General features: G+C 60.8%; 17 protein-coding genes. 10 read left to right on the plus strand and 7 right to left on the minus strand.

Going from position 1 to position 24,138, the window contains the following annotated elements:
- Positions 1-5: 5 nt before the first annotated feature.
- Positions 6-677 carry a GNAT family N-acetyltransferase gene (locus JFT58_RS02485; RefSeq protein WP_054896073.1) on the plus strand — a complete coding sequence of 224 codons (672 nt, stop codon included), beginning with the start codon at positions 6-8 and terminating at the stop codon, positions 675-677.
- A gap of 126 nt (positions 678-803) precedes the next feature.
- On the opposite strand, the gene JFT58_RS02490 is transcribed toward JFT58_RS02485, so the two are convergent.
- A complete protein-coding gene (locus JFT58_RS02490) occupies positions 804-1,706 on the minus strand; it encodes a homocysteine S-methyltransferase family protein (RefSeq protein WP_054896074.1) in 903 nt (300 codons plus the stop codon).
- A gap of 114 nt (positions 1,707-1,820) precedes the next feature.
- Here JFT58_RS02490 and JFT58_RS02495 point away from each other — a divergent pair, with 114 nt between their 5' ends.
- The 5 genes from JFT58_RS02495 (at position 1,821) to JFT58_RS02515 (ending at position 9,240) form a co-directional block, all read left to right on the plus strand.
- A complete protein-coding gene (locus JFT58_RS02495; protein WP_054896075.1) occupies positions 1,821-2,642 on the plus strand; it encodes an ABC transporter substrate-binding protein in 822 nt (273 codons plus the stop codon).
- Positions 2,639-3,409 (plus strand): amino acid ABC transporter permease, encoded by a 771-nt coding sequence (locus JFT58_RS02500; protein ID WP_014720547.1) that lies wholly within the window; start codon positions 2,639-2,641, stop codon positions 3,407-3,409. Before JFT58_RS02495 ends, JFT58_RS02500 begins: the two co-directional genes overlap by 4 nt.
- Positions 3,410-3,564: 155 nt before the next feature.
- Positions 3,565-6,531 (plus strand): autotransporter outer membrane beta-barrel domain-containing protein, encoded by a 2,967-nt coding sequence (locus JFT58_RS02505; RefSeq protein ID WP_054896076.1) that lies wholly within the window; start codon positions 3,565-3,567, stop codon positions 6,529-6,531.
- Positions 6,532-6,642: 111 nt separating this feature from the next.
- A complete protein-coding gene (locus JFT58_RS02510) occupies positions 6,643-7,971 on the plus strand; it encodes an autotransporter outer membrane beta-barrel domain-containing protein (protein ID WP_054896077.1) in 1,329 nt (442 codons plus the stop codon).
- A 333-nt stretch (positions 7,972-8,304) separates the two neighbouring features.
- Complete coding sequence (locus tag JFT58_RS02515; RefSeq protein ID WP_127880328.1) at positions 8,305-9,240, plus strand: hypothetical protein; 936 nt, start codon at positions 8,305-8,307, stop codon at positions 9,238-9,240.
- Positions 9,241-9,314: 74 nt separating this feature from the next.
- On the opposite strand, the gene oadA is transcribed toward JFT58_RS02515, so the two are convergent.
- Together oadA and JFT58_RS02525 are read right to left on the minus strand one after the other, a co-directional pair.
- Complete coding sequence (gene oadA / locus JFT58_RS02520; RefSeq protein WP_034129149.1) at positions 9,315-11,123, minus strand: sodium-extruding oxaloacetate decarboxylase subunit alpha; 1,809 nt, start codon at positions 11,121-11,123, stop codon at positions 9,315-9,317.
- Between the two features lie 11 nt (positions 11,124-11,134).
- Complete coding sequence (locus JFT58_RS02525; RefSeq protein WP_003195732.1) at positions 11,135-12,550, minus strand: acetyl-CoA carboxylase biotin carboxylase subunit; 1,416 nt, start codon at positions 12,548-12,550, stop codon at positions 11,135-11,137.
- A 194-nt stretch (positions 12,551-12,744) separates the two neighbouring features.
- Between JFT58_RS02525 and JFT58_RS02530 the strand changes: the two genes are divergently transcribed.
- Complete coding sequence (locus JFT58_RS02530; RefSeq protein WP_034129151.1) at positions 12,745-13,719, plus strand: LysR family transcriptional regulator; 975 nt, start codon at positions 12,745-12,747, stop codon at positions 13,717-13,719.
- Here the strand turns inward: JFT58_RS02530 and JFT58_RS02535 are convergent.
- From JFT58_RS02535 to JFT58_RS02545, 3 genes are all read right to left on the minus strand, one after another.
- Positions 13,649-13,846 carry a PA3496 family putative envelope integrity protein gene (locus JFT58_RS02535; RefSeq protein ID WP_073526287.1) on the minus strand — a complete coding sequence of 66 codons (198 nt, stop codon included), beginning with the start codon at positions 13,844-13,846 and terminating at the stop codon, positions 13,649-13,651. The two genes, JFT58_RS02530 and JFT58_RS02535, sit on opposite strands and share 71 nt — an antisense overlap.
- Positions 13,847-14,108: 262 nt before the next feature.
- Complete coding sequence (gene hexR, locus JFT58_RS02540) at positions 14,109-14,975, minus strand: transcriptional regulator HexR (protein WP_003177007.1); 867 nt, start codon at positions 14,973-14,975, stop codon at positions 14,109-14,111.
- Positions 14,976-15,137: 162 nt separating this feature from the next.
- Positions 15,138-18,011, minus strand: a complete 2,874-nt coding sequence (locus JFT58_RS02545) for a putative bifunctional diguanylate cyclase/phosphodiesterase (protein WP_054896080.1) — start codon at positions 18,009-18,011, stop codon at positions 15,138-15,140.
- Positions 18,012-18,288: 277 nt separating this feature from the next.
- On the opposite strand from JFT58_RS02545, the gene uvrD reads away from it, so the two are divergent.
- The 3 genes from uvrD (at position 18,289) to JFT58_RS02560 (ending at position 22,188) form a co-directional block, all read left to right on the plus strand.
- Positions 18,289-20,472 carry a DNA helicase II gene (gene uvrD, locus JFT58_RS02550; protein ID WP_014720554.1) on the plus strand — a complete coding sequence of 728 codons (2,184 nt, stop codon included), beginning with the start codon at positions 18,289-18,291 and terminating at the stop codon, positions 20,470-20,472.
- A gap of 306 nt (positions 20,473-20,778) precedes the next feature.
- Positions 20,779-21,645 carry a Tim44 domain-containing protein gene (locus JFT58_RS02555; RefSeq protein WP_003195740.1) on the plus strand — a complete coding sequence of 289 codons (867 nt, stop codon included), beginning with the start codon at positions 20,779-20,781 and terminating at the stop codon, positions 21,643-21,645.
- Positions 21,646-21,780: 135 nt separating this feature from the next.
- Positions 21,781-22,188, plus strand: coding sequence for an SMI1/KNR4 family protein (locus tag JFT58_RS02560; protein ID WP_034129154.1), 408 nt, complete (start codon positions 21,781-21,783; stop codon positions 22,186-22,188).
- 82 nt (positions 22,189-22,270) lie between these two features.
- On the opposite strand, the gene JFT58_RS02565 is transcribed toward JFT58_RS02560, so the two are convergent.
- Complete coding sequence (locus tag JFT58_RS02565) at positions 22,271-24,031, minus strand: cation:proton antiporter (protein WP_054896081.1); 1,761 nt, start codon at positions 24,029-24,031, stop codon at positions 22,271-22,273.
- Between the last annotated feature and the right edge of the window lie 107 nt (positions 24,032-24,138).

Here is a 24,138-nt window from a genome sequence, read left to right on the forward strand (position 1 = left end):
ACTGCATGATCAATTCCCTCGCTGATTGGAAAGGCGTCCCGGCGCCGACTGCGCAACTGCTTGAAGGGCGTTTTATCCACCTGGAAAAGCTCGACCCGGCGCGCCATGCCGATCAACTGTGGCAAGCCCTTGACGGCCCAGGGGCCGATCCGAAGCTGTGGGATTACTTGCCCTACGGCCCGTTCACCGAGCGCAGTGCCTTCGACGCATGGTTGAACAATCACGCCGCCCACAGCGACCCGTACTTTTTCAGCGTGATCGACCGTGCGACGGGCCAGGTTCAGGGCATCCTCAGCCTGATGTCCATCGTCCCGACGCAAGGCCGTATCGAAATCGGCCACGTCACCTTCGGCGCACCCATGCAGCGCTCGCCAAAAAGCACCGAAGCGGTGTACCTGCTGGCCAAGTATGCGTTCGAGCAGGGCTACCGTCGGCTGGAGTGGAAGTGCAACAACGGCAACGCGCGGTCCAAGTACGCAGCCGAGCGCTTGGGGTTCAGTTTTGAAGGGGTGTTCCGCCAGCACATGGTGGTCAAGGGGCAGAACCGCGATACGGCGTGGTATTCGATCCTGGATTCGGAATGGCCGAAGGTCGGTGCCGGGTTTGAGGCGTGGTTGTCGGAGGCGAACCAGAGTGGTTCGGGCCAGTTGAAGACACTCACAGAGTGTCGGGATTAATGCTCACATGTGTGGGAGCTGGCTTGCCTGCGATACAGACACCTCGGTGTATCAGGCAAACCAGTTGATGCCATCGCAGGCAAGCCAGCTCCCACATTGGAGGGTGGCGACTCTCGGAACTTAGGCTCAGCCAGCCAACTTCTGGGCCAGCACCGCAATATGCTCCGGTCCGATGCCGCAGCACCCACCCAAATGGCTAGCGCCGCGCGCTTGCCAATCGGCCGCCCATTGCAAGTAACCGGGCGGGTCGAGGTCGTCGCGCAACGGGTCCAGACCATCGTTGGCCGTGGCTTCCTTGGGTTGCGGTGGGAAAGCGTTGGCGTAGGCGCCGATCTGAATCGCTACACCCAATCGTTCGAAAGTTGCCCGCGCCGCATCAATGGCCGCGCCGATCACTTCCGGCTGGCTGCAGTTGAACAGCAATACCTGCACGCCCAGTTGCGCCGCCGCCTCGGCTGCGTCCGCCACCGGTTCGCCGGAGCGCAAGCGCGGCACCTCGTCGGTGTCTTCGTCTTTCAAGGTAAACGACAGCCAGAACGGCTTGCCATCTTTCGGCAACCCGGCATGGATCGCACGCGCTTCAGCGATTGAGCTCTGGGTTTCCGCCAGCCACAGATCGACATACGGCGCCAGGCCGTTCACCAAGGGGGTGAGCAACTCACTGACGCGCTCGGCCTGGAACAGATCTGGGCGATAAGAGCCAAACAGCGGCGGCAGTGAGCCGGCTACCTGCACGGCTTTACCGGAGGCCTGCACCGCCCGTCGCGCCAACTCACCGGCCAGGGCGGCGAGCGCCTGCCCTTCTTGGGCAAACCGCGCTTCGCCAATGTGGAACGGCACCACCGCGTAACTGTTGCTGGTGATCACATTGGCACCACTGTCGATGTAGGCCGCGTGCACCGCCTCCACCGCTTGCGGCGCTTCGCTCAAGGCCAGTGCCGACCATTCCGGCTGACGGAACGGCGCGCCACGGCGTTGCAGTTCACGGCCCATGCCACCATCGAGAATTACTGTGCTTACTGCGCCCATATGCTTTTTACTCATATGCTTATGAAAATAACTCACTATGAGAGTCGTTCTTATAACTATTTAATGCGTACCGTTCGGTTAATAACAACCTCTTTTTTATTCAGGTGTTCGATTTTGAAATTCAGACCGCTGTTGGCCCTGGGCCTGACGATGTTGGCTGCTTCAACCCAAGCCTTTGGCGGTGCCACGCTGGATCGTGTCGAGCAGAAGAAAGAGCTGGTCGGCGTGCTGATGGAAAGCTATCCACCGTTTTCATTTCTCAATGACCAGAATCAGCTCGACGGTTTCGACGTGGACGTGGCCAAGGCCGTGGCGCAAAAACTGGGCGTGAAGTTGCGCCTGGAAACCCCGTCCTGGGACGTGATCGCCGCCGGCCGCTGGAGCGGGCGCTACGACATCTGCATCTGTTCCATGACCCCAAGCAAGGCACGCGCCGAGGTGTTCGACTTCCCGGTGGAGTACTACGCCTCGCCCGCCGTGATTGTGGTCAATGCCAAGGACGACCGCATCCACGAAGCCAAGGACCTGAGCGGCAAGAAAGTCGGCCTCACCAGCGCCTCTAGCTACGAAAGCTACCTGAACAAGAACCTGGTGATCGAAGGCGCCGAAGACACGCAGTTGCAGTACCCGTTCGAGGAGGTGCAGATCGCACCGTACGACACCGACAACGTGGCGTTCCAGGATCTGGGCCTGGGCGCTGGCGTGCGCCTGGATGCGATCCTCACCAACCTGGTCACCGCGCAGCCGCGCCTGACCCAGGACACGCGTTTCAAGCTCGCCGGTGCGCCGCTGTACTCGGAGCCCAACTCGGTGGCCATCGAGAAAGGCGACCCGCAGTGGGACAGCAAAGTGCGTGAGGTCTTCGCCCAGCTCAAGCAGGACGGCACCTTGAGCGCGCTGTCGCAAAAATGGATCGGCGCCGATATAAGCCGATGAGTTTTCGCCTACGGCTTTACCTGACCTGGGCGGCGCTGTTCGCCCTGTTTGCGAGTTTTTTCCTGAGCTTTGACCTGAAGTTCTCGATCATCCTCGACAAGCTGCCCAACCTGGTCGGCCTGCACCTTGCGCCCAACGGCTTCCTGCAAGGTGCGGCGCTGACGCTGTTTTTGTGCCTGTGCGCCATTGTCGCGTCGTCGGTGCTGGGCTTTATCACCGCGTTGGGGCGCCTGTCCAAAAGTGCCGTGGCGTTCGGCATTGCCAGTTTCTACGCCTCGTTCTTTCGCGGCACGCCGCTACTGATCCAGATCCTGTTGATCTACCTGGGCCTGCCGCAATTGGGGCTGGTGCCAGGCGCCATCGTCGCCGGGATCATCGCGTTGTCACTGAATTACGGCGCCTACCTGAGCGAGATTTTCCGGGCCGGCATCCTCGGCGTGCCCCACGGCCAACGCGAGGCTGCGCTGGCCCTGGGCATGCGCGACAGGGCGATCTTCTGGCACGTGACCCTGCCCCAGGCCATGCGCACCATCATCCCGCCGGCCACTAACCAGTTCATCTCGATGCTCAAGGATTCGTCGCTGATCTCCGTGATGGGCGTGTGGGAAGTGATGTTTCTGGCGCAGTCCTATGGCCGCTCAAGCTACCGCTATATCGAGATGCTCACGACGGCGGCGATCATTTATTGGGTGATGTCCCTGGGGCTCGAATTGATCCAGGCGCGGATGGAGCGGCATTTCGGCAAGGGCTACGTGCGGCGCGGTTGACGTGCAGAATGTGCAATATATTGCAGCGCTCAGGCTGAATAGGCTCAAGGATCTGCAATAGATTGCATATTCATTGTCGTCATCTTTTCGACACATTCCTGCAACTCCCCTCCGCTATACAGGTCGACTCGCTTGCCATAACAAGGTCGCCCAGCATGCCCCCGTCTCCTCAACGCCTCGCGCTCGCCATCACCCTGTTGGCCAGCGGTGGTTTCATCGAAGCAGCCGCAGCCAAAACCCTGCAGATCGACACGCCTACCACCCAGGGGCAAACCTTGGGGGACAGTGATACGTTGACCACGTCGGCGCCTGGCAGCATTACAACCTCTGGGGTGGCGGTGACGCTCAAGGACGGCACCCGCGGTGCGGGGGTGGTGGTGACTAACGCGGGCAAGCTGGTCTCCAGTGGCGGTCGGGGTATCGACAGTTCAGGAAGTGTCAGCGGGGAGCGCAGGTACAGCATTTACAACCTTGCCGGCGGGGTGATCCAAGGCGCCAATGATGCGTTGCGCATCAACAGTAACGTTGCCAGCGGCAGCGTGCTGATCGACAACAGCGGCACCATTCGCTCGGCCACCGGCCAAGGGCTGGACCTGGATGCGCTGCGCAGCAGCAACGTCACCACCACCATCATCAACCGTGCCGGTGGCTTGATTCGCGGGGAGGCCAGCGACGGCATGAAGACCGGCGCCAACGCCACTATCACTAACTACGGCGAGATTTCCACCGGCAACACCTTCTCCCGCGATGACAAGTTCGATGGCGTGGACATCGACTCCGCCAGCGGCGTAACGGTCACCAATTACGGCCTGATTTCCGGTGGCCGCCATGGCATCACCACGGACGAGGGCGCCACGCTGACCAACTACGGCACGGTGATCGGCCGCAACGGCTCGGGCTTTGGTTCCGATGGCGACGGCACTGTGATCAACCACGGCACCATCACCGGCGCGTTCTCCGGGCTGCAACCGGATGGCGACGGTGACGGCGTGGACATCGACAAGATCGCCCATATCGAAAACTACGGCGTCATCCAGGGTGTCGGCGCCGGGGGTGTCGACAAGAACGGCTTTGCCAACGGCAGCGACGGGATCGCCCTGGGCGGCGGCGCTATCTACAACGCCAAGGGCGCGCTGATCAGTGGTGCCAACAATGCCATCCTGGTGGACGACGGCAGCGACGGGCCCGGGCTTGCGACTACCACCCTGGAGAACCACGGCACGATTCAAGGCCTGGATGGCTTTGGTGTGAAGTTCGTCGGCAATTACGCCGACACAGTCATCAATAGCGGCACGATCAGTGCCAGCAATGGCCTGGCCCTGGACTTGGGCGGCGGTGACGACCACGTGATCTTGCGCAATGGCAGCCGCTTTATCGGCACAGTGGACGGCGGCAGCGGTTACGACCGACTGACCCTGGACGACGTCGCAGGGGGCAGTTTTGGCGACAGCCGCAACCTTGAATGGCTGGAGGTCAAGCAAGGCATCTGGACGTTGACCGGCCAGGGTGATTTCAGCGACGGCGGCGAGATTTCCAGCGGTGCCAAGCTGGTCAACCAAGGCGGCATTGCCGGTAATGTGACGGTCGATGCTGGCGGTGTGTATGCCGGCGGCGGCTCGGTGGGCAGCCTGCTGATGAACGGCACCCTGCAGACCAACACCGCATTGGGTACCGCCAGCATCAGCCGTGACTTGCGCATGGGCAGCGGCTCGACCCTCGCCTATGGCGTCAACGCCGACGGCAGTAGCGCACCGATCAAGGTCGGCGGCACCGCTTACCTTAATGGCGCGACCCTGGCGGTCAACCCCGGCGAAGGCACCTACCCGTGGCAAAGCCATTACAGCGTGCTGCAAGCCGGCAGCATCAACGGCACGTTTGGCAAGGTCACCAGCGACTACGCCTTCCTGACCCCAACCCTGGATTACAGCGCCACTCAGGTCGGCCTCACGTACACACGTAACGACATCGCCTTCAACCAGTTCGCCAGCACCGCCAACGGTGCCAGCGCCGCCAGCAGACTGGCGGGCCTGGGCACGAACAATCCGCTGTACAACGCCCTGCTCAATACCACCACCGCCACAGCCGGTGCAGCCATCGAGCAACTGGCGGGCAGCAGCACTGCCAGCCTCACCAGCGCCACCCTCAATGCCAGTGCTCAAGTTGGCAACAGCATGCTCGCCGCCATGCACCAGGTGGGCGGCGGTGCGGGACTGCTGGTGGGGCTGGACGGCAAAGACACACCCGCACTGGCGGCCACCGGCGTACCCGCCGAGGTGCGCAACCTCAATGACCCGAACGCCCGCGGCCGCCTGTGGCTGCAAGGTATCGGCAGCTACGGCAAGCTCGACGGCGAGCACGGCAGTAACGGTTTGACCCAACGCACCAAGGGCACAGTGCTCGGTGCCGATTGGGCGCTGGACGGCGACTGGCGCCTGGGTGTGCTGGGGGGTTATTCCAAGACCGACCTGGACACCGCCGGTGTGGACGGCAGCGTCGACAGCTGGCACGCCGGCGTCTATGCCCTGCGCCAGAGTGGCCCACTGGCCTTGCGCCTGGGTGCTGCCTACAGCGGGCACCAAGGCGACAGTAAACGCACGGTGGCCTTCAACGGTTTTAACGACCGCCCCAAAGGCGACTATGACGCCAACAGCCAGCAGGCTTTTGCTGAACTGGGCTACGCCCTTGGCACAGGTCGCTTGAGCGCAGAGCCGTTCGCCAACCTCGGCTACCAGCGCTACCAGCGCGACGGCTATAAAGAAAAAGGCGGCGCCGCTGCGTTACACGTCAAGGGCCAGACCCAGGACAACTTCAGCAGCACCTTCGGCCTGCGCCTGGCGCACCTGAGCCAGCTGGACAACGGCGTCAGCCTCACACCCCGCGCCAGCGTTGGCTGGAAGCACACCTATGGCGATGTCGACAGCACCACCGGCCAGGCTTTCCTGGCGGGGGGCACGGCGTTCAATGTGCAAGGCAGCGCCCTGGATCGGGACAGCCTGTTGCTGGAAGCGGGCCTGGACCTGGGCTTATCCGCCCGCCATCGCCTGGGCCTGGGCTATACAGGCGAAGTGGGCAGCAACAGCCGCAACCATGCGCTGACCGGCCAATGGCAGATGAGTTTTTAATCGCACCGTACTAGAGACAACTCCCGCAAATCAGGGGTCGATGGCCTGACAGTTATCCCCCCCTCACCTCGCCTAAATTCCCGGCCTCATTAATCAAGAGGTTGGGACTGCATGCCATTCACCTTACAGCGACTCGTGCTCGTCATGTCCTTCGGGCTGGCCGCCAGCAGCATTCAATTTGCCCAAGCGCAGGGAAGCGTGGAACACGTGTTCGATCGGTCCGGGATCACAGAACTGACCGGGTCAATCAATCGTGACGGCGTCTTGCATCGCCTTTCGACAGACGCCCCCGTCGATTTTTACCTGGCCGAACACACAAACACTCGCAACGGCCAGCGCCTGGCCCTGGCCGTTGACGCGGCGGTCAAATCGCTACTTGAATCAGACAAACTCACCCCCTGGGACAGGTACGAACTGGGCAATATCGGCGAATACCTCAATAACCTCGCACCGGGGAAGGTCGCTCAGGCCCTCGAACAACTCGCGGGCAGCCAGAACGCCAACCTTGCCGCAGCCACCCAAATGAGCACGCAACAGGTCAGCGACACGCTGCTCTCGGTCCTGCGCGACCTGCCAGCAAACGTCGCAGACGATGCCGATGGCCGCATCTGGGTAAAAGGCCTCAGCCACAACGGCAAACTTGACGGCCAATATGGCAGCGTCGGGTTGCAGCAAAGCACCAAGGGCGTTGTTCTGGGCGCCGACTGGGCAGTCGATCACGCTTGGCGTGCCGGTGTGGTGGGAGGCAAATCCGAAAGCGAGTTTGAGCACAAGCGTTTCAAAGCAGCGCTCGACAGCTGGCATCTGGGCGCATACGCCGTACGCCAGGACGGCCCGCTGGCTCTGCGCCTGGGTGCCATCTACAGCAACCATGACGGGCAAAACAAACGCGGTGTCGATATCGACTTCTTGGGTTATCGCGAGCAACTCAAAGGCAAATACACGGCCCAAAGCCAAACCGTGTTTGGCGAAATGGGCTACCAGCTGGGCAAGGATACGTTAAGCGTCGAGCCGTTCGCAGGCTTGGGGTACCAGCGCTACCATCGTGAAGGCTTCAAGGAAAAAGGCGGCTTTGCGGCGTTGAATGTCGGTGCGCAAACCCAGCAAAACCTCAGCAGCACCCTGGGGCTTCGCTTGGGCAGCCTTTATCGTTTTGATAACAACATGAGCCTGTCCCCGCATTTGAGCACCCACTGGAAGCACCTCTACGGCGACGTGCAAAGCAGCGTGAAGCAATCTTCCCGACTGATTGACCTGACCGGAGAAAAGAGTGATTTCACCGTCGATGGCGTCTCGCTGAACCGCGACAGCCTGGCCCTGCGCACGGGGTTGGACATAGGCCTTTCTGCTCATCAGGCACTGAGCGTCGCGTACACCGCTGAGGTCGGCAGTAACAGCCGTAACCATGGGCTGGTAGGCGAATGGAAGATGGGGTTTTAAGACAGCAACTGAGGAAACTTCACGCTCAAGCCGGTTACAACGCCTGACATTAAGCCGGTGATTGTGCTCGCTACACTCCGGCCTCCTACACCGAAGAGGCCGGAAACCATGATCTCGCCATTCTCGTATATCCCTTCCATGGGCATGCTGTTTGCCCATGGCACCCAGTCCCTCGCCGCTGCCGTCACCCCGGCCACACCAGCAGAGCCACCTGCACACCCGCCAGCGTTGTCTGGCGAGCTCAAGACTGCCCATAGCCAACCGTCCAATGGCTTGCTCAATACCCATACCATCAAACTCATGACTACCCCAGGCTCAGCGAGCAGTCACGGTATGAATATCGACCACTTGGCCAAACTGACCCAAAGCGACGCCAATCTGGCTAACCCCCACCTCATGACAGCCGTTGAAATCGTCAACAGCCCGGATGTACAGATCAAGGCGCCTGTTCATGGCTTGGTCAGCTCCGGGCTCACCTCTGTCTGGCTGGATAACCGAGGGGGCATCACCGGTGCAACAGGCACGGGTGTGAAGCTGGACGGAAATAAAGCCGATGAAGTGACCAATCAGGGCGTTATCACCGGCGGCAACGGCGTAGCCCTCGACATGGGAGGCGGTGACGATCTGTTGATTATCAAGAAAGGCAGCCGTTTCAACGGCGAAGTGGATGGGGGCAGTGGCACCAATCAGGTGATTCTCGACGATGCTGAAGGAGGGACTTTTGAAGGGGCGACAAGAATGCAGCATCTGTGGGTCGGCAAAGGCTCCTGGGAGCTGACCGGTGCACTGCACGCCAACCGACAAGGCAAGGTGTACAGCGACGCGACGTTGATCAACCGTAGTGGGATCAAGGGCACAATGGATATCGAGCCGGGCGCGAGCTACTCCGGCGGTAACGTCGACAATCTTAACGTAGCCGGCACCCTGCTGCTCGACCCCGCGATTACGGCGCGGACAAGGATCACCAATGATCTGAATCTGAAACCAGGATCGAGCGTGAATTTCAAAATCGGCGTGGATCAACAGCACTCCGTGCTGAACGTCGGCAACACATTAACGTTGGGGAACCCCACCCTGCACCTTGACGTACAGCCAGAGAGCGACGAGTTGCTCAAGCGCCAGCTACCCATCGCCAAAGCAACCACCATTGATGGGAGGTTCGGCGCCATCAGCAGTAACCTGACCACCCTGGAACCTGAATTGATCTACACCCCGAAGGGCATTTTTGTCGAATTCAAACGCAAGGAGAGCCCGGCAATCACCGCCTGATGGTCAAAAAATCAGCAAAAAAAAGGGGGCACATGCCCCCCCGAGGTTTAAGCGGTAGTTGGAAGGCTGAGTAATCAGCCTTCGATCTCGATCAGGATTTCCCCAGGGTTCACCCGGTCGCCCTTGGCCACATGAACAGCGGCGACCTTGCCGGCAATCGCTGCCTGCACTTCGGTCTCCATCTTCATGGCTTCGGTAATCAACACGGCCTGGCCGGCCTTGACCACGTCGCCGACCTTGACCAGCACATCGACGATATTGCCCGGCATCGCCGTGCTGACATGGCCCGGTTCGGTCGCGTGCTTGCGCTTGCTGCCGCCGCTGCTGACAAATTCGTTTAGCGGCTCGAACACCACTTCTTCCGGCATGCCGTCGATGGACAGGTAGAAGTGACGCTTGCCTTCGGCCTTTACACCGACACCGGTGATATCCACACGGTAGCTTTCGCCGTGCACGTCGATAACGAATTCGGTCGGTACACCTTCACCGCCAGCACGGGCCACGCCGCCCGCTTCCGGGATCGGCAACAACACTTCAGGGGCCAGGGTGCCGGCATCGCGTTCTTCGAGGAACTTGCGCCCGATATCCGGGAACATGGCGTAGGTCAGCACGTCTTCTTCGGACTTGGCCAATGCGCCGATTTCGCCACGCAGCTTGGTCATCTCCGGCTTGAGCAAGTCCGCCGGGCGCACGTCGATCACGTCTTCGCTGCCGATGGCCTGGCGGCGCAGTTTTTCGTTCACCGTGCCCGGCGCCTTGCCGTAACCGCCTTGCAGGTAGAGCTTCACTTCGTTGGTGATGGTTTTGTAGCGCTCGCCGGCCAATACGTTGAAGAACGCCTGGGTGCCAACGATCTGCGAGGTCGGCGTTACCAGTGGCGGGAAGCCGAGGTCTTCACGCACTCGTGGAATCTCGGCCAGCACTTCGCTCATGCGGTTCAGAGCGCCCTGCTCTTTGAGCTGGTTGGCCAGGTTGGAGATCATCCCGCCCGGCACCTGGTTGACTTGCACACGGGTGTCGACGGCGGTGAATTCGCTCTCGAACTGGTGGTACTTCTTGCGCACGGCGTAGAAGTACAGGCCGATCTCTTGCAGCAGTTCCAGGTCGAGGCCGGTGTCGAACTCGCTGCCTTTAAGGGCTGCGACCATCGACTCGGTGCCCGGATGGCTGGTGCCCCAGGCAAAGCTGGAGATGGCCGTATCGATGTGGTCGGCACCGTTTTCGATGGCCTTGAGTTGGCACATCGCGGCCAGGCCGGCGGTGTCGTGTGAATGGATAAAGATCGGCAGGTTCTGCTCGGCTTTGAGTGCCTTGACCAGTTCGCCAGTGGCGTAGGGCGTGAGCAGGCCGGCCATGTCCTTGATCGCGATGGAGTCGCAGCCCATGGCTTCCAATTGCTTGGCCTGGGCCACGAACGCTTCCACGGTATGCACTGGGCTGGTGGTGTAGGCGATAGTGCCTTGTGCATGTTTGCCAGCGGCTTTCACCGCTTCAATGGCCACGCGCAGGTTACGCACGTCGTTCATTGCATCGAAAATGCGGAACACGTCGATACCGTTGACCGCCGCCTTGGCCACGAAGGCTTTGACCACGTCGTCGCTGTAATGGCGGTAGCCCAGCAGGTTCTGGCCGCGCAGCAGCATTTGCAGGCGCGTATTGGGCAGTGCGGCACGCAGTTGGCGCAGGCGCTCCCACGGGTCCTCCTTGAGGAAGCGCACACAGGCGTCGAAGGTCGCGCCGCCCCAGACTTCCAGGGACCAGTAGCCAACTTTGTCGAGCTTGTCGCAGATCGGCAGCATGTCGTCGGTGCGCATGCGGGTGGCCAGCAACGATTGGTGGGCGTCGCGCAGGATGGTGTCGGTTACGAAGATCTTCTTGCTCATTGTTATATTCCTCACAGGCCTGCGTGGGCGGCGATGGCGGCGGCGATGGCCAGGGCCAGCTCTTCGGGTTTGCGCTTGATCGAGTAGTTGGTCAGCTCAGGGTGGCTTTCCACAAAGCTTGTATTGAACTGGCCGCTACGGAATTCCGGGTTGCGCAGAATTTCCTGATAATAGGCGGCAGTGGTCTTCACGCCTTGCAGGCGCATGTCGTCCAGGGCACGCAGGCCGCGGTCCATGGCTTCTTCCCAGGTCAACGCCCACACCACCAGTTTCAGGCACATGGAGTCATAGAACGGCGGGATGGTGTAGCCGGTGTAGATCGCCGTGTCGGTACGCACGCCGGGGCCGCCAGGGGCGTAGTAACGGGTGATCTTGCCGAAGCTTGGGAGGAAGTTGTTCTTCGGGTCTTCAGCGTTGATACGAAACTGCAACGCGAAACCACGGTGCTGGATATCTTCCTGCTTGACCGACAACGGCAGGCCGGAGGCGATGCGGATTTGCTCGCGAACGATATCGATGCCGGTGATTTCTTCGGTGATGGTGTGTTCCACCTGCACCCGCGTGTTCATCTCCATGAAGTACACCTCGCCCTCTGCGAGCAGGAACTCCACGGTGCCGGCGTTCTCGTAGCCCACGGCCTTGGCGGCGCGCACCGACAGATCGCCGATGTAGGCGCGCTGTTCCGGGGTCAGTTGCGGGCTGGGGGCGATTTCGATCAGCTTCTGGTTGCGACGCTGGATCGAGCAATCACGCTCGAACAGGTGCACCACGTTGCCAAAGCTGTCACCGAGGATCTGCGCCTCGATGTGCTTGGGGTTAACAATGCATTTTTCCAGGAACACTTCCGCCGAACCGAAGGCCTTGGTGGCTTCGGAAATCACGCGGGGAAAGGCTTGTTCAAGTTCTTCGCGACTGTTGCAACGACGAATGCCACGGCCGCCACCACCGGAGGTGGCCTTGAGCATCACCGGGTAACCGATACGGTCGCCTTCAGTGAGGGCTTCGTGGATGTCGGCAACGTTGCCTTCGGTGCCCGGCGTGACCGGCACACCGGCCTTGATCATGCTGCGGCGCGCTTCGGTCTTGTCGCCCATGCGGCGAATCACTTCTGCCGAGGGGCCGATGAACTTGATGCCGCGCTCGGCACAGATATCTGCCAATTCGGCGTTTTCCGACAGGAAGCCGTAGCCGGGGTGCAGCGCATCGCAGCCGGTTTCCACCGCCAGGTTCACCAGCTTGCGCGGGTTCAAGTAACCGGCCAGTGGCTCGGCACCGATGCTGTGGGCTTCGTCGGCACGCTTGACGTGCAACGCATGGCGGTCGGCGTCCGAATAAACCGCGACCGAGCGAATGCCCATCTCGGCGCAGGCACGCACGATTCGTACGGCAATTTCACCACGGTTGGCGATCAGGATCTTTTTTATCACTTGGAAATTCCCTTGAGCCGATTTGCGTGCTTCGACCCGTTGCAGCCGGGCCGGCGCGTGACCAAATGTTTCATGACAGTCGCGAGACACACACTATGCGCACAGGAGAATTAACAAAAATCAATAATTATTGGGTTGTGTATAAGTAAAGACTTATAGTTGGCTGGAACACCAAGGGGCCGAGGCTTTATAAAATGCGTAAGTCATTGATGCGTATGACATTGCGTCAATTGCAGATCTTCAATGAAGTGTGTGATTTGCGTTCCTACAGCCGTGCCGCCGAGGAAATGTCCCTCACCCAACCGGCGGTCAGCCTGCAAATTCGCCAGCTGGAAGAACTGATCGGCCAACCGCTGTTCGACTATGTCGGCAAAAAACTCTACATGACCGAGGCCGCCGAAGCTTTGCAACGGGCCAGCCGCGACATCTTCGGGCGCCTGGAAAACCTCGATATGCAGCTGTCGGACATGCAGGGTTCACTGCAAGGCCAACTGAAACTGGCGGTGGAGTCCAGCGCCAAGTATTTCGTGCCGCACCTGTTCGCCGCCTTCAAGCGCCAGCATCCGGAAGTGCAATTGCAGCTCACGGTGGTCAACCGTGCCCAGGTGATCCGCCGGCTCTCGGACAACCGCGACGACCTGGTGATCATGTCCATGGTGCCCCAGGACATGGGCCTGGAATTCCTGCCGTTTCTCAACAATCCTATTGTCGCCGTGGCGCTGCCAGATCATCCGTTGAGCCTGCAAGGGCCACTGCGCTTGCAGGACCTGGAGCCTTATACCCTGCTCATCCGCGAGCCGGGCTCTGGCACGCGACTGGCCTGCGAGGAATACTTCAAGGAAAAACGCGTGCACTTCACCCAGACGGTGGAAGTGGCCTCGGCCGAGGCGCAGCGTGAATGTGTGAGTGCAGGGTTGGGCGTGGCATTGCTGACGCGCCACGCCTTGAACCTGGAGCTGGCCACCGGCGGGCTCAAGGAGCTGCCGGTGGAAGAACTGCCGCTGTACCGCAGTTGGTGCCTGGTGCAGGCCAAGGCTAAACGCCTGTCACCGGTGGCCCATGCGTTCCTGGGCTTTATTCGCAGCGAACGGGTGCAGATCAGCGCGCTGGCTGAGCGTTTCGCTGGGCAGCCACGGGTGCCTGCCAATGCAGTTCCGGGTAGTCACTGATGCTCTGGAGCAACTGGCGCTCCTCGCAACGGTCTTCGATGGCGCGACGGAACGCCATGCGGCGCTGGTCTTCCTGCTGACGACGGGTCTTGACGGTGCTGTTGCTGTCTTCGTAGGGCCGGGTCATTTGGAGTCTCCCAATGCGAGTACGGGGAGTACAGGATGGGCGTGGGGGATGACGGTTTGGCGGCGCGGGGATTACAGGATGATGAATCTTGCGAAATTGACGCAAACTCCCTGTAGGAGCTGGTTCGCTGTGGCGAGCAAGCTTGCTTGCGCTGGGGTGCGAAGCGCCCCCAAAAAGCCGGAGACTGCTGCGCAGTCAGCGGGAGCAAGCTCCCTCGCCACAGCAAGCCAGCTCCCACACTTTGACCGAGTATGGCCTGGGCTTAGTCGTCGAGGGCTTTGACGGATTTTGGCGAGAGGCGAAGGCTACGCAAGCTGCGCTTCACGCTCTTGAGGTGGTTGACCAGGCTCGGGCCACGGGCCATGGCCACGCCCATCGCCAACACGTCGATGACCACCAGGTGGGCAATGCGCGAGGTCAGCGGCGTGTAGATTTCGGTGTCTTCATGCACGTCGATCGCCAGGTTCACCGTGGACAACTCCGCCAATGGCGTCTGGCTCGGGCACAGGGTAATCAACGACGCGCCGCTCTCACGCACCAGGTTGGCGGTGATCAGCAGGTCTTTGGAACGACCTGATTGGGAAATGCAGATGGCCACGTCAGTGGGCTTCAAGGTCACCGCCGACATCGCCTGCATGTGCGGGTCGCTGTAGGCCGCGGCGGTCAGCAGCAGGCGGAAGAACTTGTGCTGGGCATCGGCCGCCACCGCGCCGGACGCACCGAAGCCGTAGAACTCGACGCGCTGGGCCTGGGACATTGCGGTCACGGCCTTTTGCAGCTCCACCGGGTCGAGCTTCTCACGCACTTCCATCAAGGTGTGCAAGGTGGTGTCGAAGATTTTCAGGCTGTAGTCGGCGACGGAGTCGTCTTCATGGATTGCAAACTGGCCGAAGCTCGCACCGGCAGCCAGGCTTTGCGCCAGCTTGAGCTTGAGGTCCTGAAAGCCGGAGCAACCAATGGCGCGGCAGAAGCGCACGATGGTCGGCTCGCTGATGCCCACGCTGTGGGCCAAGTCGGCCATGGAACTGTGCATCACGGCCGCAGGGTCAAGCAGCACATGATCGGCAACCTTGAGTTCCGATTTGCGTAACAGGTGGCGCGACTGGGCGATATGTTGCAACAGGTTCAAAGGGCAGGACTCTTGTTATTGGCAGGCGCCAGGGATGTAGCAAGCTTGTAGTTATACTACAAGAATTGTCGTTTTGCCCGTTAGATGCATCACTAAATCGCCCTGCTCCCCTCTGATTCAGCGGGCAGGCGCTATGTAGCCATAAAGGCGGCCTACGCTGCGTTAAGAAAAATCTGCGTTTTTGCGTAACAAATCCGCCAGCCCTTCGGCCCTCATGGGCGGGCTGATCAGGTAACCCTGTACCTCGTCACACTGCTCACCGCGCAGGAAATCCAGCTGCTGCTGATCCTCCACTCCTTCGGCCACTACCTTGAGCGCCAACCCGTGGGCCATGGCGATGATCGCACGGGTGATGGCCGCATCCTCGCGCCCCTGGCCAAGCCCCCGGATAAAGGCCTGGTCGATTTTTACGTAGTCCACCGGGATACGCTTGAGGTAGCTGAGGGACGAATAACCGGTGCCAAAGTCGTCGATGGCCAGCTTCACCCCCAGGTCGCGCAATTGCTGGAAGGTGGCGATGATGTGTTCAACGCTGTCGAGCAACTGGCTTTCGGTCAGTTCCAGCTCCAGGTACTGCGGGTCCAGTGCGGTTTCCTCCAGCACTTGGCGCACCAGGCTGACCAGCTTGCCCTGGCGCAGCTGATGCACCGACAGGTTGACCGACACGCGAATCGGCGCCAGCCCCTGACGCTGCCATTCGCAGGCCTGCCAGCAGGCCTGGCGCAGCACAAATTCGCCCAACGGCACGATCAAGCCGGTTTCTTCCGCCAAACCGATAAAGTCACTCGGCGGCACCATGCCCCATTGCGGATGCTCCCAGCGGACCAACGCCTCGGCAGCCTTCAGCTTGCCAGTGACCAGGCACAGCTTGGGTTGGTAAAACACCGTGAGCTGACGCTCGTCGATGGCTTTGCGCAGGTGGTTTTCCAGCTGCAAACGCTCCAGGGTGCTGGCTTGCAGGCTGTCGGTGAAGAACTGGAAATTATTCCCGCCCAAATGCTTGGCGTGCTGCATCGCCATATTCGCCTGGCTGACCAGTGCAGAAATCTCCCGTGCGTTATCAGGCAGCAGGCTGACGCCCATCGAGGCGCTGACCACCAGTTCATGCCCCTCCACATTCACCGGCACGCGCAATTTCGCCAGCAGCCGGGTCGCCACCCGCGCCAGGCTCGATAGGTTGCCATAGGCGTCAAACAACACGGCGAATTCATCACCGGACAGGCGCGCAATGGTGTCGGCCTCCGGCAGCGCGTTGATCAAGCGCCGCGCCATTTTCTGCAGCAGTTGGTCGGCCACTTCATGGCCCAGGCTGTCATTGAGCAATTTGAAGCGGTCGAGGTTGATATGCAGCAGCGCGAGGCTGCGACCGCCTTGGCGCACCCGCTGGTGAGCTTCGCGCAGCCGTTCGCGAAACAGCGAGCGGTTGGCCAGGCCGGTCAACTCGTCGTAGTGGGTGAGGTAGCGCATGCGCTCTTCCGACTCGCGCCGGGCGGACAGATCGGCGAAGAATCCTACGATATGACTGACGTTCCCCCGTACATCACGCACCACATTCAGCTGTAGCCATTGCGGGTACAGTTCGCCGTTCTTGCGCGTCTCCACCAATTCGCCCTGCCAGGTGCCGTGGCTGAGCAATGCCTGGCGGATCAGCGGGAAGTGGCGCCGCGCATCGCGACTGCTGGGCAGTTCCACGACGTTGCGGCCAAGCATGTCGTCGATGTCGAAACCGGTGACGCGGCTGAACGCCTGGTTCACGGCGATCAGCGCGTAGTTCGGGTCGAGGATCACAATGCCTTCGCTGGCCGCCTCGAACACCGTCGAAGCCAGGCGTTGCTGCTCCTCCACCGCCTTGCCGGCGCTGATGTCGCGGCGCGTGCCCAGCATACGGACGACGCGGCCACTGGGTGTGCGCTCCACGGCGCGCCCGCGGTCTTCGATCCACACCCAATGCCCATCGCCATGACGTATCCGGTACTCCACCTGATAGTCCTCGCTGCGGCCTTTGAGATGCTCTACCAGTGCGTGCTTGAGCAGTGGCAGATCGTCGGGGTGCAGGCGCGGTTTGAGGTGGCTGAGCATCGCCGTGACGTATTCGGGCTCCAGGCCAAACAACTCCTTGAGTTGCGTGTGGTGGACCTCGTCGGTTTGCAGGTTCCAGTCCCACAGGCCCAGTTCACTGGCTTGCAGGGCCATAGCCAGGCGCGCTTCGCTTTTACTCAAGGCGAGGCTGGCAGCATCCAATTGCTGGCTGCGTTGCGCCACACGATCTTGCAGACCGACCTGGGCTTCACGCAAGTTCTGCTCCACCTCGCGGCGCTGCTCGACTTCGCGCACCAGGTCCTGGTTCAACTGCTCACTGCGTTGCTGCGCCTGCTGTAAATGCTCGATCAGGGCCTGGTTCTGGAAACGGCGCAACAACCCGCGCTGGATCAGGCGGTTGACCTGCCACGCGACCAGGCTCAGGGACGCCAGCAGGATCAGCCCGAGCACGCCCCAGCCTTGTTGCTGCGGTGTGCCATTCCAGAACAGGTAGACGATGGCCGGCACCAGGCACGGCAAGGCAAACGACAGGTAGGCCCAAAAGCTCACGGCATAGGCCACGCTGGCCGACAAGGTGGCGGCGCCAATCAGGCCAAACACCCAAGCCTGATGCATGAAGCTGTCCGTGGGCACCAGGGCAATAGCCGCAACCGAGAGGGTCAGGCCACTGACCGCCGAGCCGAGCATGAACATACGGCGCCACACGGGCTGGGCCTGCCGGCTGGGCATGGCCGAATCAAAGGCCGCCACTTGAATCACGCGCATCGCCACCAGGGCGAGCAACCAGAGCAGCCAGACGCTGTCCAGCAGGTACTGATTGGGGTTCCACAGTAACCAGGCGCAGACCAGGCCGTTGACCAGCATCAGCAGCGTCGGCAGCAACGAGCCCTGATAGAGCAGGCGCGTGCGCTCAACCGCGATTTCGGTTGCATAGTGTTTACGGATGACCTGTGCCGGGGCCGGCGAGGGGCCAAACAGGTCGGTGCTAAGGGTCATAGGCGGTGTTCTTATAATGGTGAGCCCGAAACGTCGACGGAGCATACACAAGCAAGCGCCTGGGCCAAACTGCTACAAGTCATAAAAAACCTCCTGCGATTGGCCGCAAACCTTTGGCCCAGACCGCTTGAGCAAGACACGGCATGGGCTGCGGGCGATGACCAACCGGTCATCACCCCCGTCAGAATGTTCGCCCGTCGATAGCTTGCAGGCGTTTTGCATCGACCATCCGGCATTGGGATTTGCCCAGGCCCCCCAAGGCCCATAGAATGCGTCGATGCGCGATGATCTCTCTCTTTTGCTGAACTCTCTCAACGATGCCCAACGCCAGGCCGTAGCGGCACCCGTTGGCCGTCAGTTGGTCCTGGCCGGTGCTGGCTCCGGTAAAACCCGAGTGCTGGTGCACCGTATCGCCTGGTTGATCCAGGTCGAAAACGCGTCCCCGCATTCCATCCTGTCGGTGACCTTCACCAACAAGGCCGCTGCCGAGATGCGTCATCGCATCGAGCAGTTGATGGGCATCAGCCCGGCGGGCATGTGGGTGGGCACCTTCCACGGCCTGGCGCACCGCCTGTTGCGGGCGCATTGGCAGGAAGCCGGCCTGAGCCAGACCTTCCAGATTCTCGACAGCGACGACCAGCAACGCCTGGTCAAGCGCGTGATCCGCGAACTGGGCCTGGACGAACAACGCTGGCCGGCGCGCCAGGCACAGTGGTTTATCAACGGCCAGAAAGACGAGGGCCTGCGCCCGCAACATATCCAAGCCAGCGGCGACCTGTTCCTGGCCACAATGCGCAGCATTTATGAGGCCTATGAAGCGGCCTGCGTGCGCGCTGGCGTCATCGACTTCTCCGAACTGCTGCTGCGTGCCCTCGACCTGTGGCGCGACAACCCCGGTTTGCTGGCCCATTACCAGAAACGCTTCCGCCATATCCTGGTGGACGAGTTTCAGGACACCAACGCCGTGCAGTACGCCTGGTTGCGTCTACTGGCCAAGGGCGGTGACAGCCTGATGGTGGTGGGCGATGACGACCAGTCGATCTACGGCTGGCGTGGCGCGAAAATCGAGAACATCTACCAGTATTCCGAAGACTTCCCGGACGCGGTGACCATCCGCCTGGAGCAGAATTACCGCTCCACCGCCGGGATCCTCAAGGCGGCCAACGCCTTGATCGCCAACAACACCGGGCGCCTGGGCAAAGAGCTGTGGACCGACGGCGGCGAAGGCGAAGCGATCAACCTGTACGCGGCGTTCAATGAGCACGATGAAGCGCGCTACGTGGTCGAAACCATTGAAAGCGCACTGAAAACCGGCCTGGCCCGCAGCGATATCGCGATTCTGTACCGTTCCAACGCCCAATCGCGGGTGCTGGAAGAGGCCTTGCTGCGCGAGCGCATCCCGTACCGCATCTACGGCGGCCAGCGCTTCTTCGAACGAGCCGAAATCAAGAACGCCATGGCCTACCTGCGCTTGCTGGAAGGCCGTGGTAACGATGCAGCGCTGGAGCGGGTGATCAACATCCCGGCGCGTGGCATTGGCGAGAAAACCGTCGAAGCGATCCGCGACCATGCGCGCCATGCCGATGTGTCGATGTGGGAAGCCATGCGCTTGCTGATCGCCAACAAAGGCCTGACTGGCCGTGCTGCGGGGGCGTTGGGGGTGTTTGTCGAGCTGATCGAGAACCTGGCCGCCAAGTGCGCAGAGATGCCGCTGCACCTGATGACTCAGACCGTGATCGAGCAGTCCGGGCTGATCGCCTATCACGAAGCGGAAAAAGGCGAGAAAGGCCAGGCCCGGGTAGAAAACCTTGAGGAACTGGTCAGCGCCGCCCGTGCGTTCGAAAACACCGAGGACGACGAAGAGCTGACGCCGCTCGCCGCCTTCCTGGGCCACGCCTCGCTGGAAGCCGGCGATACCCAGGCCGACGAGCATGAAGACAGCATCCAGCTGATGACCTTGCACAGCGCCAAAGGCCTGGAATTCCCTTATGTGTTCCTGGTGGGCATGGAAGAAGGCCTGTTCCCTCACAAGATGAGCCTGGAAGAGCCCGGCCGCCTTGAAGAAGAACGCCGCCTGGCCTACGTGGGCATCACCCGGGCGATGCAGAACCTGGTGATGACCTACGCCGAGACCCGACGCCTGTATGGCAGCGAAACCTACAACAAGGTGTCGCGCTTCGTACGTGAGGTGCCGAAGGGGCTGATCCAGGAAGTACGCTTGTCCAACAGCGTCAGCCGCCCGTTCGGCGGTGGCCAGCAACAGAACTCCAGCAGCATGTTTGCCGGTTCCGAAATACCGGAAACCCCGTTCAGCCTGGGCCAGCAGGTCAAGCATGCGATCTTCGGCGAAGGCGTGATCCTCAACTTCGAAGGCGCAGGCGCCCAGGCGCGGGTGCAGGTGAACTTCGCCGAGGGCAGCAAGTGGCTGATGATGGGTTACGCCAAGCTCGAAGCGGTCTGAGCTGATCACCTGTGGCCATAGATTGCTTCCGCTGGCGTGCGCAGCGCGCCCGTTTTTTGGGGCTGCTGCGCAGCCCAGCGGGAGCAATCTCTGGCCACAATAAGCCCACCATCATGAAACACTGCGTAACATGAAGATTATTGGCCCAGCCTTGTTTTAGAGGCGTGCGGGCCAATATCTGTAATTGATCCTACAGACCCTTCGGATTTGGTCTTACGCAAAAGCCCGAAACATTATGCCGCTAGCCTCTGCCACGACACCTGTGCAACATGGCGCGCGTGCAATCCACAAATGGGAATTCCCTATATGAAACGTTTTCTTAGCATCGCCATGGCGTTGTGCATCGGCCTGACGATGAGCCTCGACGCCAACGCCAAACGCTTCGGTGGCGGCAAAAGCTCGGGCGCGGCACCGACTCACCAGACCAGCCAAATGGCTCCATCCGCCGGTGCCGGCGGTGCTGCGGCTACTGCAGGCGCAGCCGGTGCCGCTGGCGCTGCTGCCAAGGCCGGCGGTGCTTCGCGTTGGCTGGGCCCACTGGCCGGCATCGCCGCCGGTGGCCTGCTTGCGTCCATGTTCATGGGCGACGGCTTCCAGGGCATGCAGATCTTCGACATCCTGATCATGGGCGTCATCGCCTTCCTGGTCTTCCGCTTTATCGCCGCCCGTCGCCGCAAGCAGCAGGAGCACCTGGCTCCAGCCGGCGCGCCGATGCAGCGTGAAGCGTTCGAACAGAAGCCTGCCATGGGTTCGATCTTCGGTGGTTCGGCAGCCCCTGCCGCCCGTCCGGTGATCAACGCACCGGCTTGGTTCAACGAAGAGCGTTTCGTCGAAGCGGCCCGCAGCCACTTCCAGTCCCTGCAACAGCACTGGGACGCCAACGAAATGGACAAGATCTCCGAGTTCGTGACCCCGCAGTTGCTGGAGTTCCTCAAGCGCGAACGTGCCGAGATCGGTGACGCCTTCCAGTCGACCTACATCGACGACCTGCGCGTACAGCTCGATGGCGTGGATGATCGTGCCGACAAGACTATCGCCACCCTGACCTTCAGCGGCGTGTCGAAGTCCTCGCGCTTCGACCAGGGCGAAGTGTTCAGCGAAAGCTGGAATATGGAACGCGCCCAGGGCGACGACCAGCCATGGCTGGTCGCCGGTATCCGCCAGAACGGCTAATACCTGCGCGTTTGAGCAAGCGGTAACAAAAACCCCGGACATGTCCGGGGTTTTCTATTTCACGGTTGCACTTATAGCGAGCTACTGTATAAAACGCCCCTATAAACCGCGCCATCTAGCAAGAGGATCCCGGCCGTGGAAGAAATCATCGAACAACTGCGTGAAGCCAACGAACCGGTCCCGGTGCCTTTGGAGCTGCCTGACGAAGACCTGCTGGTGGAAATCGAGGAACAACTGTTCATCGACATCCCCTTTGTCTTCCGTGAATTCTTGCTGACCGTCAGTGACGTGGTCTACGGCAGCCTGGAGCCGGTGACCGTCACCGACCCACAGTCCCACACTTACCTGCCAGACGTTGCCGCCAACGCCTGGGATGCCGGTGTTGATCGCAGCCTGATCCCTATCTGCCAGGACGGCGACGACTACTATTGCGTCGAAGAAGACGGCACCGTCGTGCTGTGGTCCGGTGAGGAAGAACTGGTTACTGAAGAAACCTGGGAATCGGTGTGGCACTGGGCACGGGACGTCTGGCTGGAAAGCTGAATCCCCTGACCTCTGGCAACCGGCTTTTGTGGCGAGGGAGCTTGCTCCCGCTGGGCTGCAAAGCAGCCCCCGCCAACGCCAGTCAGTGTTCCGTATCCTTGTGGTTATCCAGCGTCTCCAGCAACGCAACCTGCATCCGCGTATGCACACGGATAAACCAGCGCCAGAGCACTGCAGCCACCGCCGCCGTGACCACGGCAATCAACACCAGCAACTTGTTGGTCGGCAGAATACTGGCCGACAAGGCTGCCAATAGCAGGAAGATCACCAGCAGCGACAAGAGGGGGATCAGCTCCGCAATCACCCTTCGCACACGCTGGGTATGACGCCCGGCCATCTCTGGCTTCACGCTCATCTCCGCCAGCAGCATCGACAGCGCCTTGAGCTTGCGATACGCCGCAATCAGAAACGGCAACGACACTAGCAGCGCCCCGCCCCAGATCAACGCCTTCTGCCAGCTTTGATCGCTGACCCAGCCTTCCAGATACCCACCGATGCGCCCTGCGAAAAAGCTGCCGGCAAAGAAGATTGCGATCACCAATGCCAGGTTTACCCCGACTTGAAGGATGATCTTGCGGATCATCGCGGCCAACATCGCCCCCTCGCCCTGGGGCTGAATGCTGCGCAGCCATTCGCCATACATGCCGAACACTCGGCTCATACGCTTGGGCATCACCGCCGCGATCTTCAATGACAGTGGGTCCGCGCCACGAATCAGGTAGGGCGTCAGCAGCGTGGTGATCGCCGAAACGGCCACCGCCACGGGATACAGAAAGTCGCTGGTGACCTGCAGGGTCATCCCCAGCGCCGCGATGATGAAAGAAAACTCGCCAATTTGTGACAGCCCCATACCCACCCGCAGCGAGGTGCGACCATCATTGCCGGCGATAAACGCACCCAGCCCGCAAGACAGCATCTTGCCCAGCACCACGGCCACGGTGATCACCGCAATGGGCCAGGCGTATTGCAACAGGATCTGCGGGTCGATCATCAAGCCAATCGCCACGAAGAAAATCGCGCTGAACATGTCGCGAACGGGTTCGATCAGGCGTTCGATCTTAATCAACTGCCGGGATTCAGCCATGATCGCGCCGATCAAAAAGGCCCCGAGCACCATGCTGTATTCCAACTTCACCACCAGCAGGCAGAAACCAAAGCACAGCCCCAATACCGTGATCAGCAGCATCTCGTTGCTTTCAAACTTGGCCACATAAGCCAGCAGGCGCGGCACCAGCAAAATACCAATCACCAGCGCAACGATCATGAACAGCGAGAGCTTGCCGACTGTGGAGAACACCTCGCCGGAGCTGACCGTGCCACTCACGGCGATGCTCGACAGCAAGGCAATGATGCCGATACCCAGGATGTCCTCGACAATCAGCACACCGAAAATCAGCTGGGCGAACCGCTGGTCTTTCATCTTCAGGTCGTTGAGAGCCTTGACGATAATGGTGGTCGAGGAGATTGCCAGGATCGCGCCGAGGAACAGCGAGTCCATGGTGCTCCAGTCGAACCAGCGGCCGATCTCGTAGCCGATCCAGATCATCAGCACGATTTCCAGGAACGCCGCGATAAACGCCGTGGCCCCGACTTTGAATAGCTTGCGCAGGCTGAATTCCAGGCCCAGGCAAAACATCAGGAAGATGACTCCCAACTCCGCCAGGGTCTTGATCGTGTCTTCATCGTGGATCAGGCCAAACGGCGGGGTGTGGGGGCCGATAATGAAGCCGGCGACGATGTAGCCCAACACCACCGGCTGCTTGAAGCGGTGAAACAGGATGGTGACCACCCCTGCCACCAGCATGATCACGGCCAAGTCCTGGATAAAGCTGATGGCGTGCATGGCGAGGGGCTCCTTGAGGGTGCCGGCGCTTTTCCCACTTCCGGCCTCGCCTTTGAAGGGTCGGAAAAGTCTGCCTTGATCGTAAGAAAAGCCCTGAGAAGGGCTTT

The organism is Pseudomonas sp. MF6767 (assembly GCF_016405475.1).
Lineage (GTDB): Bacteria > Pseudomonadota > Gammaproteobacteria > Pseudomonadales > Pseudomonadaceae > Aquipseudomonas > Aquipseudomonas paracarnis.

Excerpts from the sequence above, each read along its gene's own strand:
- JFT58_RS02500 (WP_014720547.1), top strand. The coding sequence starts at position 2,639 with ATGAGTTTTCGCCTACGGCTTTACCTGACCTGGGCGGCGCTGTTCGCC.
- JFT58_RS02505 (WP_054896076.1), top strand. The coding sequence starts at position 3,565 with ATGCCCCCGTCTCCTCAACGCCTCGCGCTCGCCATCACCCTGTTGGCC.
- JFT58_RS02490 (WP_054896074.1), bottom strand. The coding sequence starts at position 1,706 with ATGGGCGCAGTAAGCACAGTAATTCTCGATGGTGGCATGGGCCGTGAA.
- JFT58_RS02515 (WP_127880328.1), top strand. The coding sequence starts at position 8,305 with ATGAATATCGACCACTTGGCCAAACTGACCCAAAGCGACGCCAATCTG.
- JFT58_RS02535 (WP_073526287.1), bottom strand. The coding sequence starts at position 13,846 with ATGACCCGGCCCTACGAAGACAGCAACAGCACCGTCAAGACCCGTCGT.
- JFT58_RS02565 (WP_054896081.1), bottom strand. The coding sequence starts at position 24,031 with ATGCACGCCATCAGCTTTATCCAGGACTTGGCCGTGATCATGCTGGTG.
- JFT58_RS02485 (WP_054896073.1), top strand. The coding sequence starts at position 6 with ATGATCAATTCCCTCGCTGATTGGAAAGGCGTCCCGGCGCCGACTGCG.
- JFT58_RS02510 (WP_054896077.1), top strand. The coding sequence starts at position 6,643 with ATGCCATTCACCTTACAGCGACTCGTGCTCGTCATGTCCTTCGGGCTG.
- oadA (WP_034129149.1), bottom strand. The coding sequence starts at position 11,123 with ATGAGCAAGAAGATCTTCGTAACCGACACCATCCTGCGCGACGCCCAC.
- JFT58_RS02545 (WP_054896080.1), bottom strand. The coding sequence starts at position 18,011 with ATGACCCTTAGCACCGACCTGTTTGGCCCCTCGCCGGCCCCGGCACAG.
- JFT58_RS02530 (WP_034129151.1), top strand. The coding sequence starts at position 12,745 with ATGCGTAAGTCATTGATGCGTATGACATTGCGTCAATTGCAGATCTTC.
- JFT58_RS02555 (WP_003195740.1), top strand. The coding sequence starts at position 20,779 with ATGAAACGTTTTCTTAGCATCGCCATGGCGTTGTGCATCGGCCTGACG.
- uvrD (WP_014720554.1), top strand. The coding sequence starts at position 18,289 with ATGCGCGATGATCTCTCTCTTTTGCTGAACTCTCTCAACGATGCCCAA.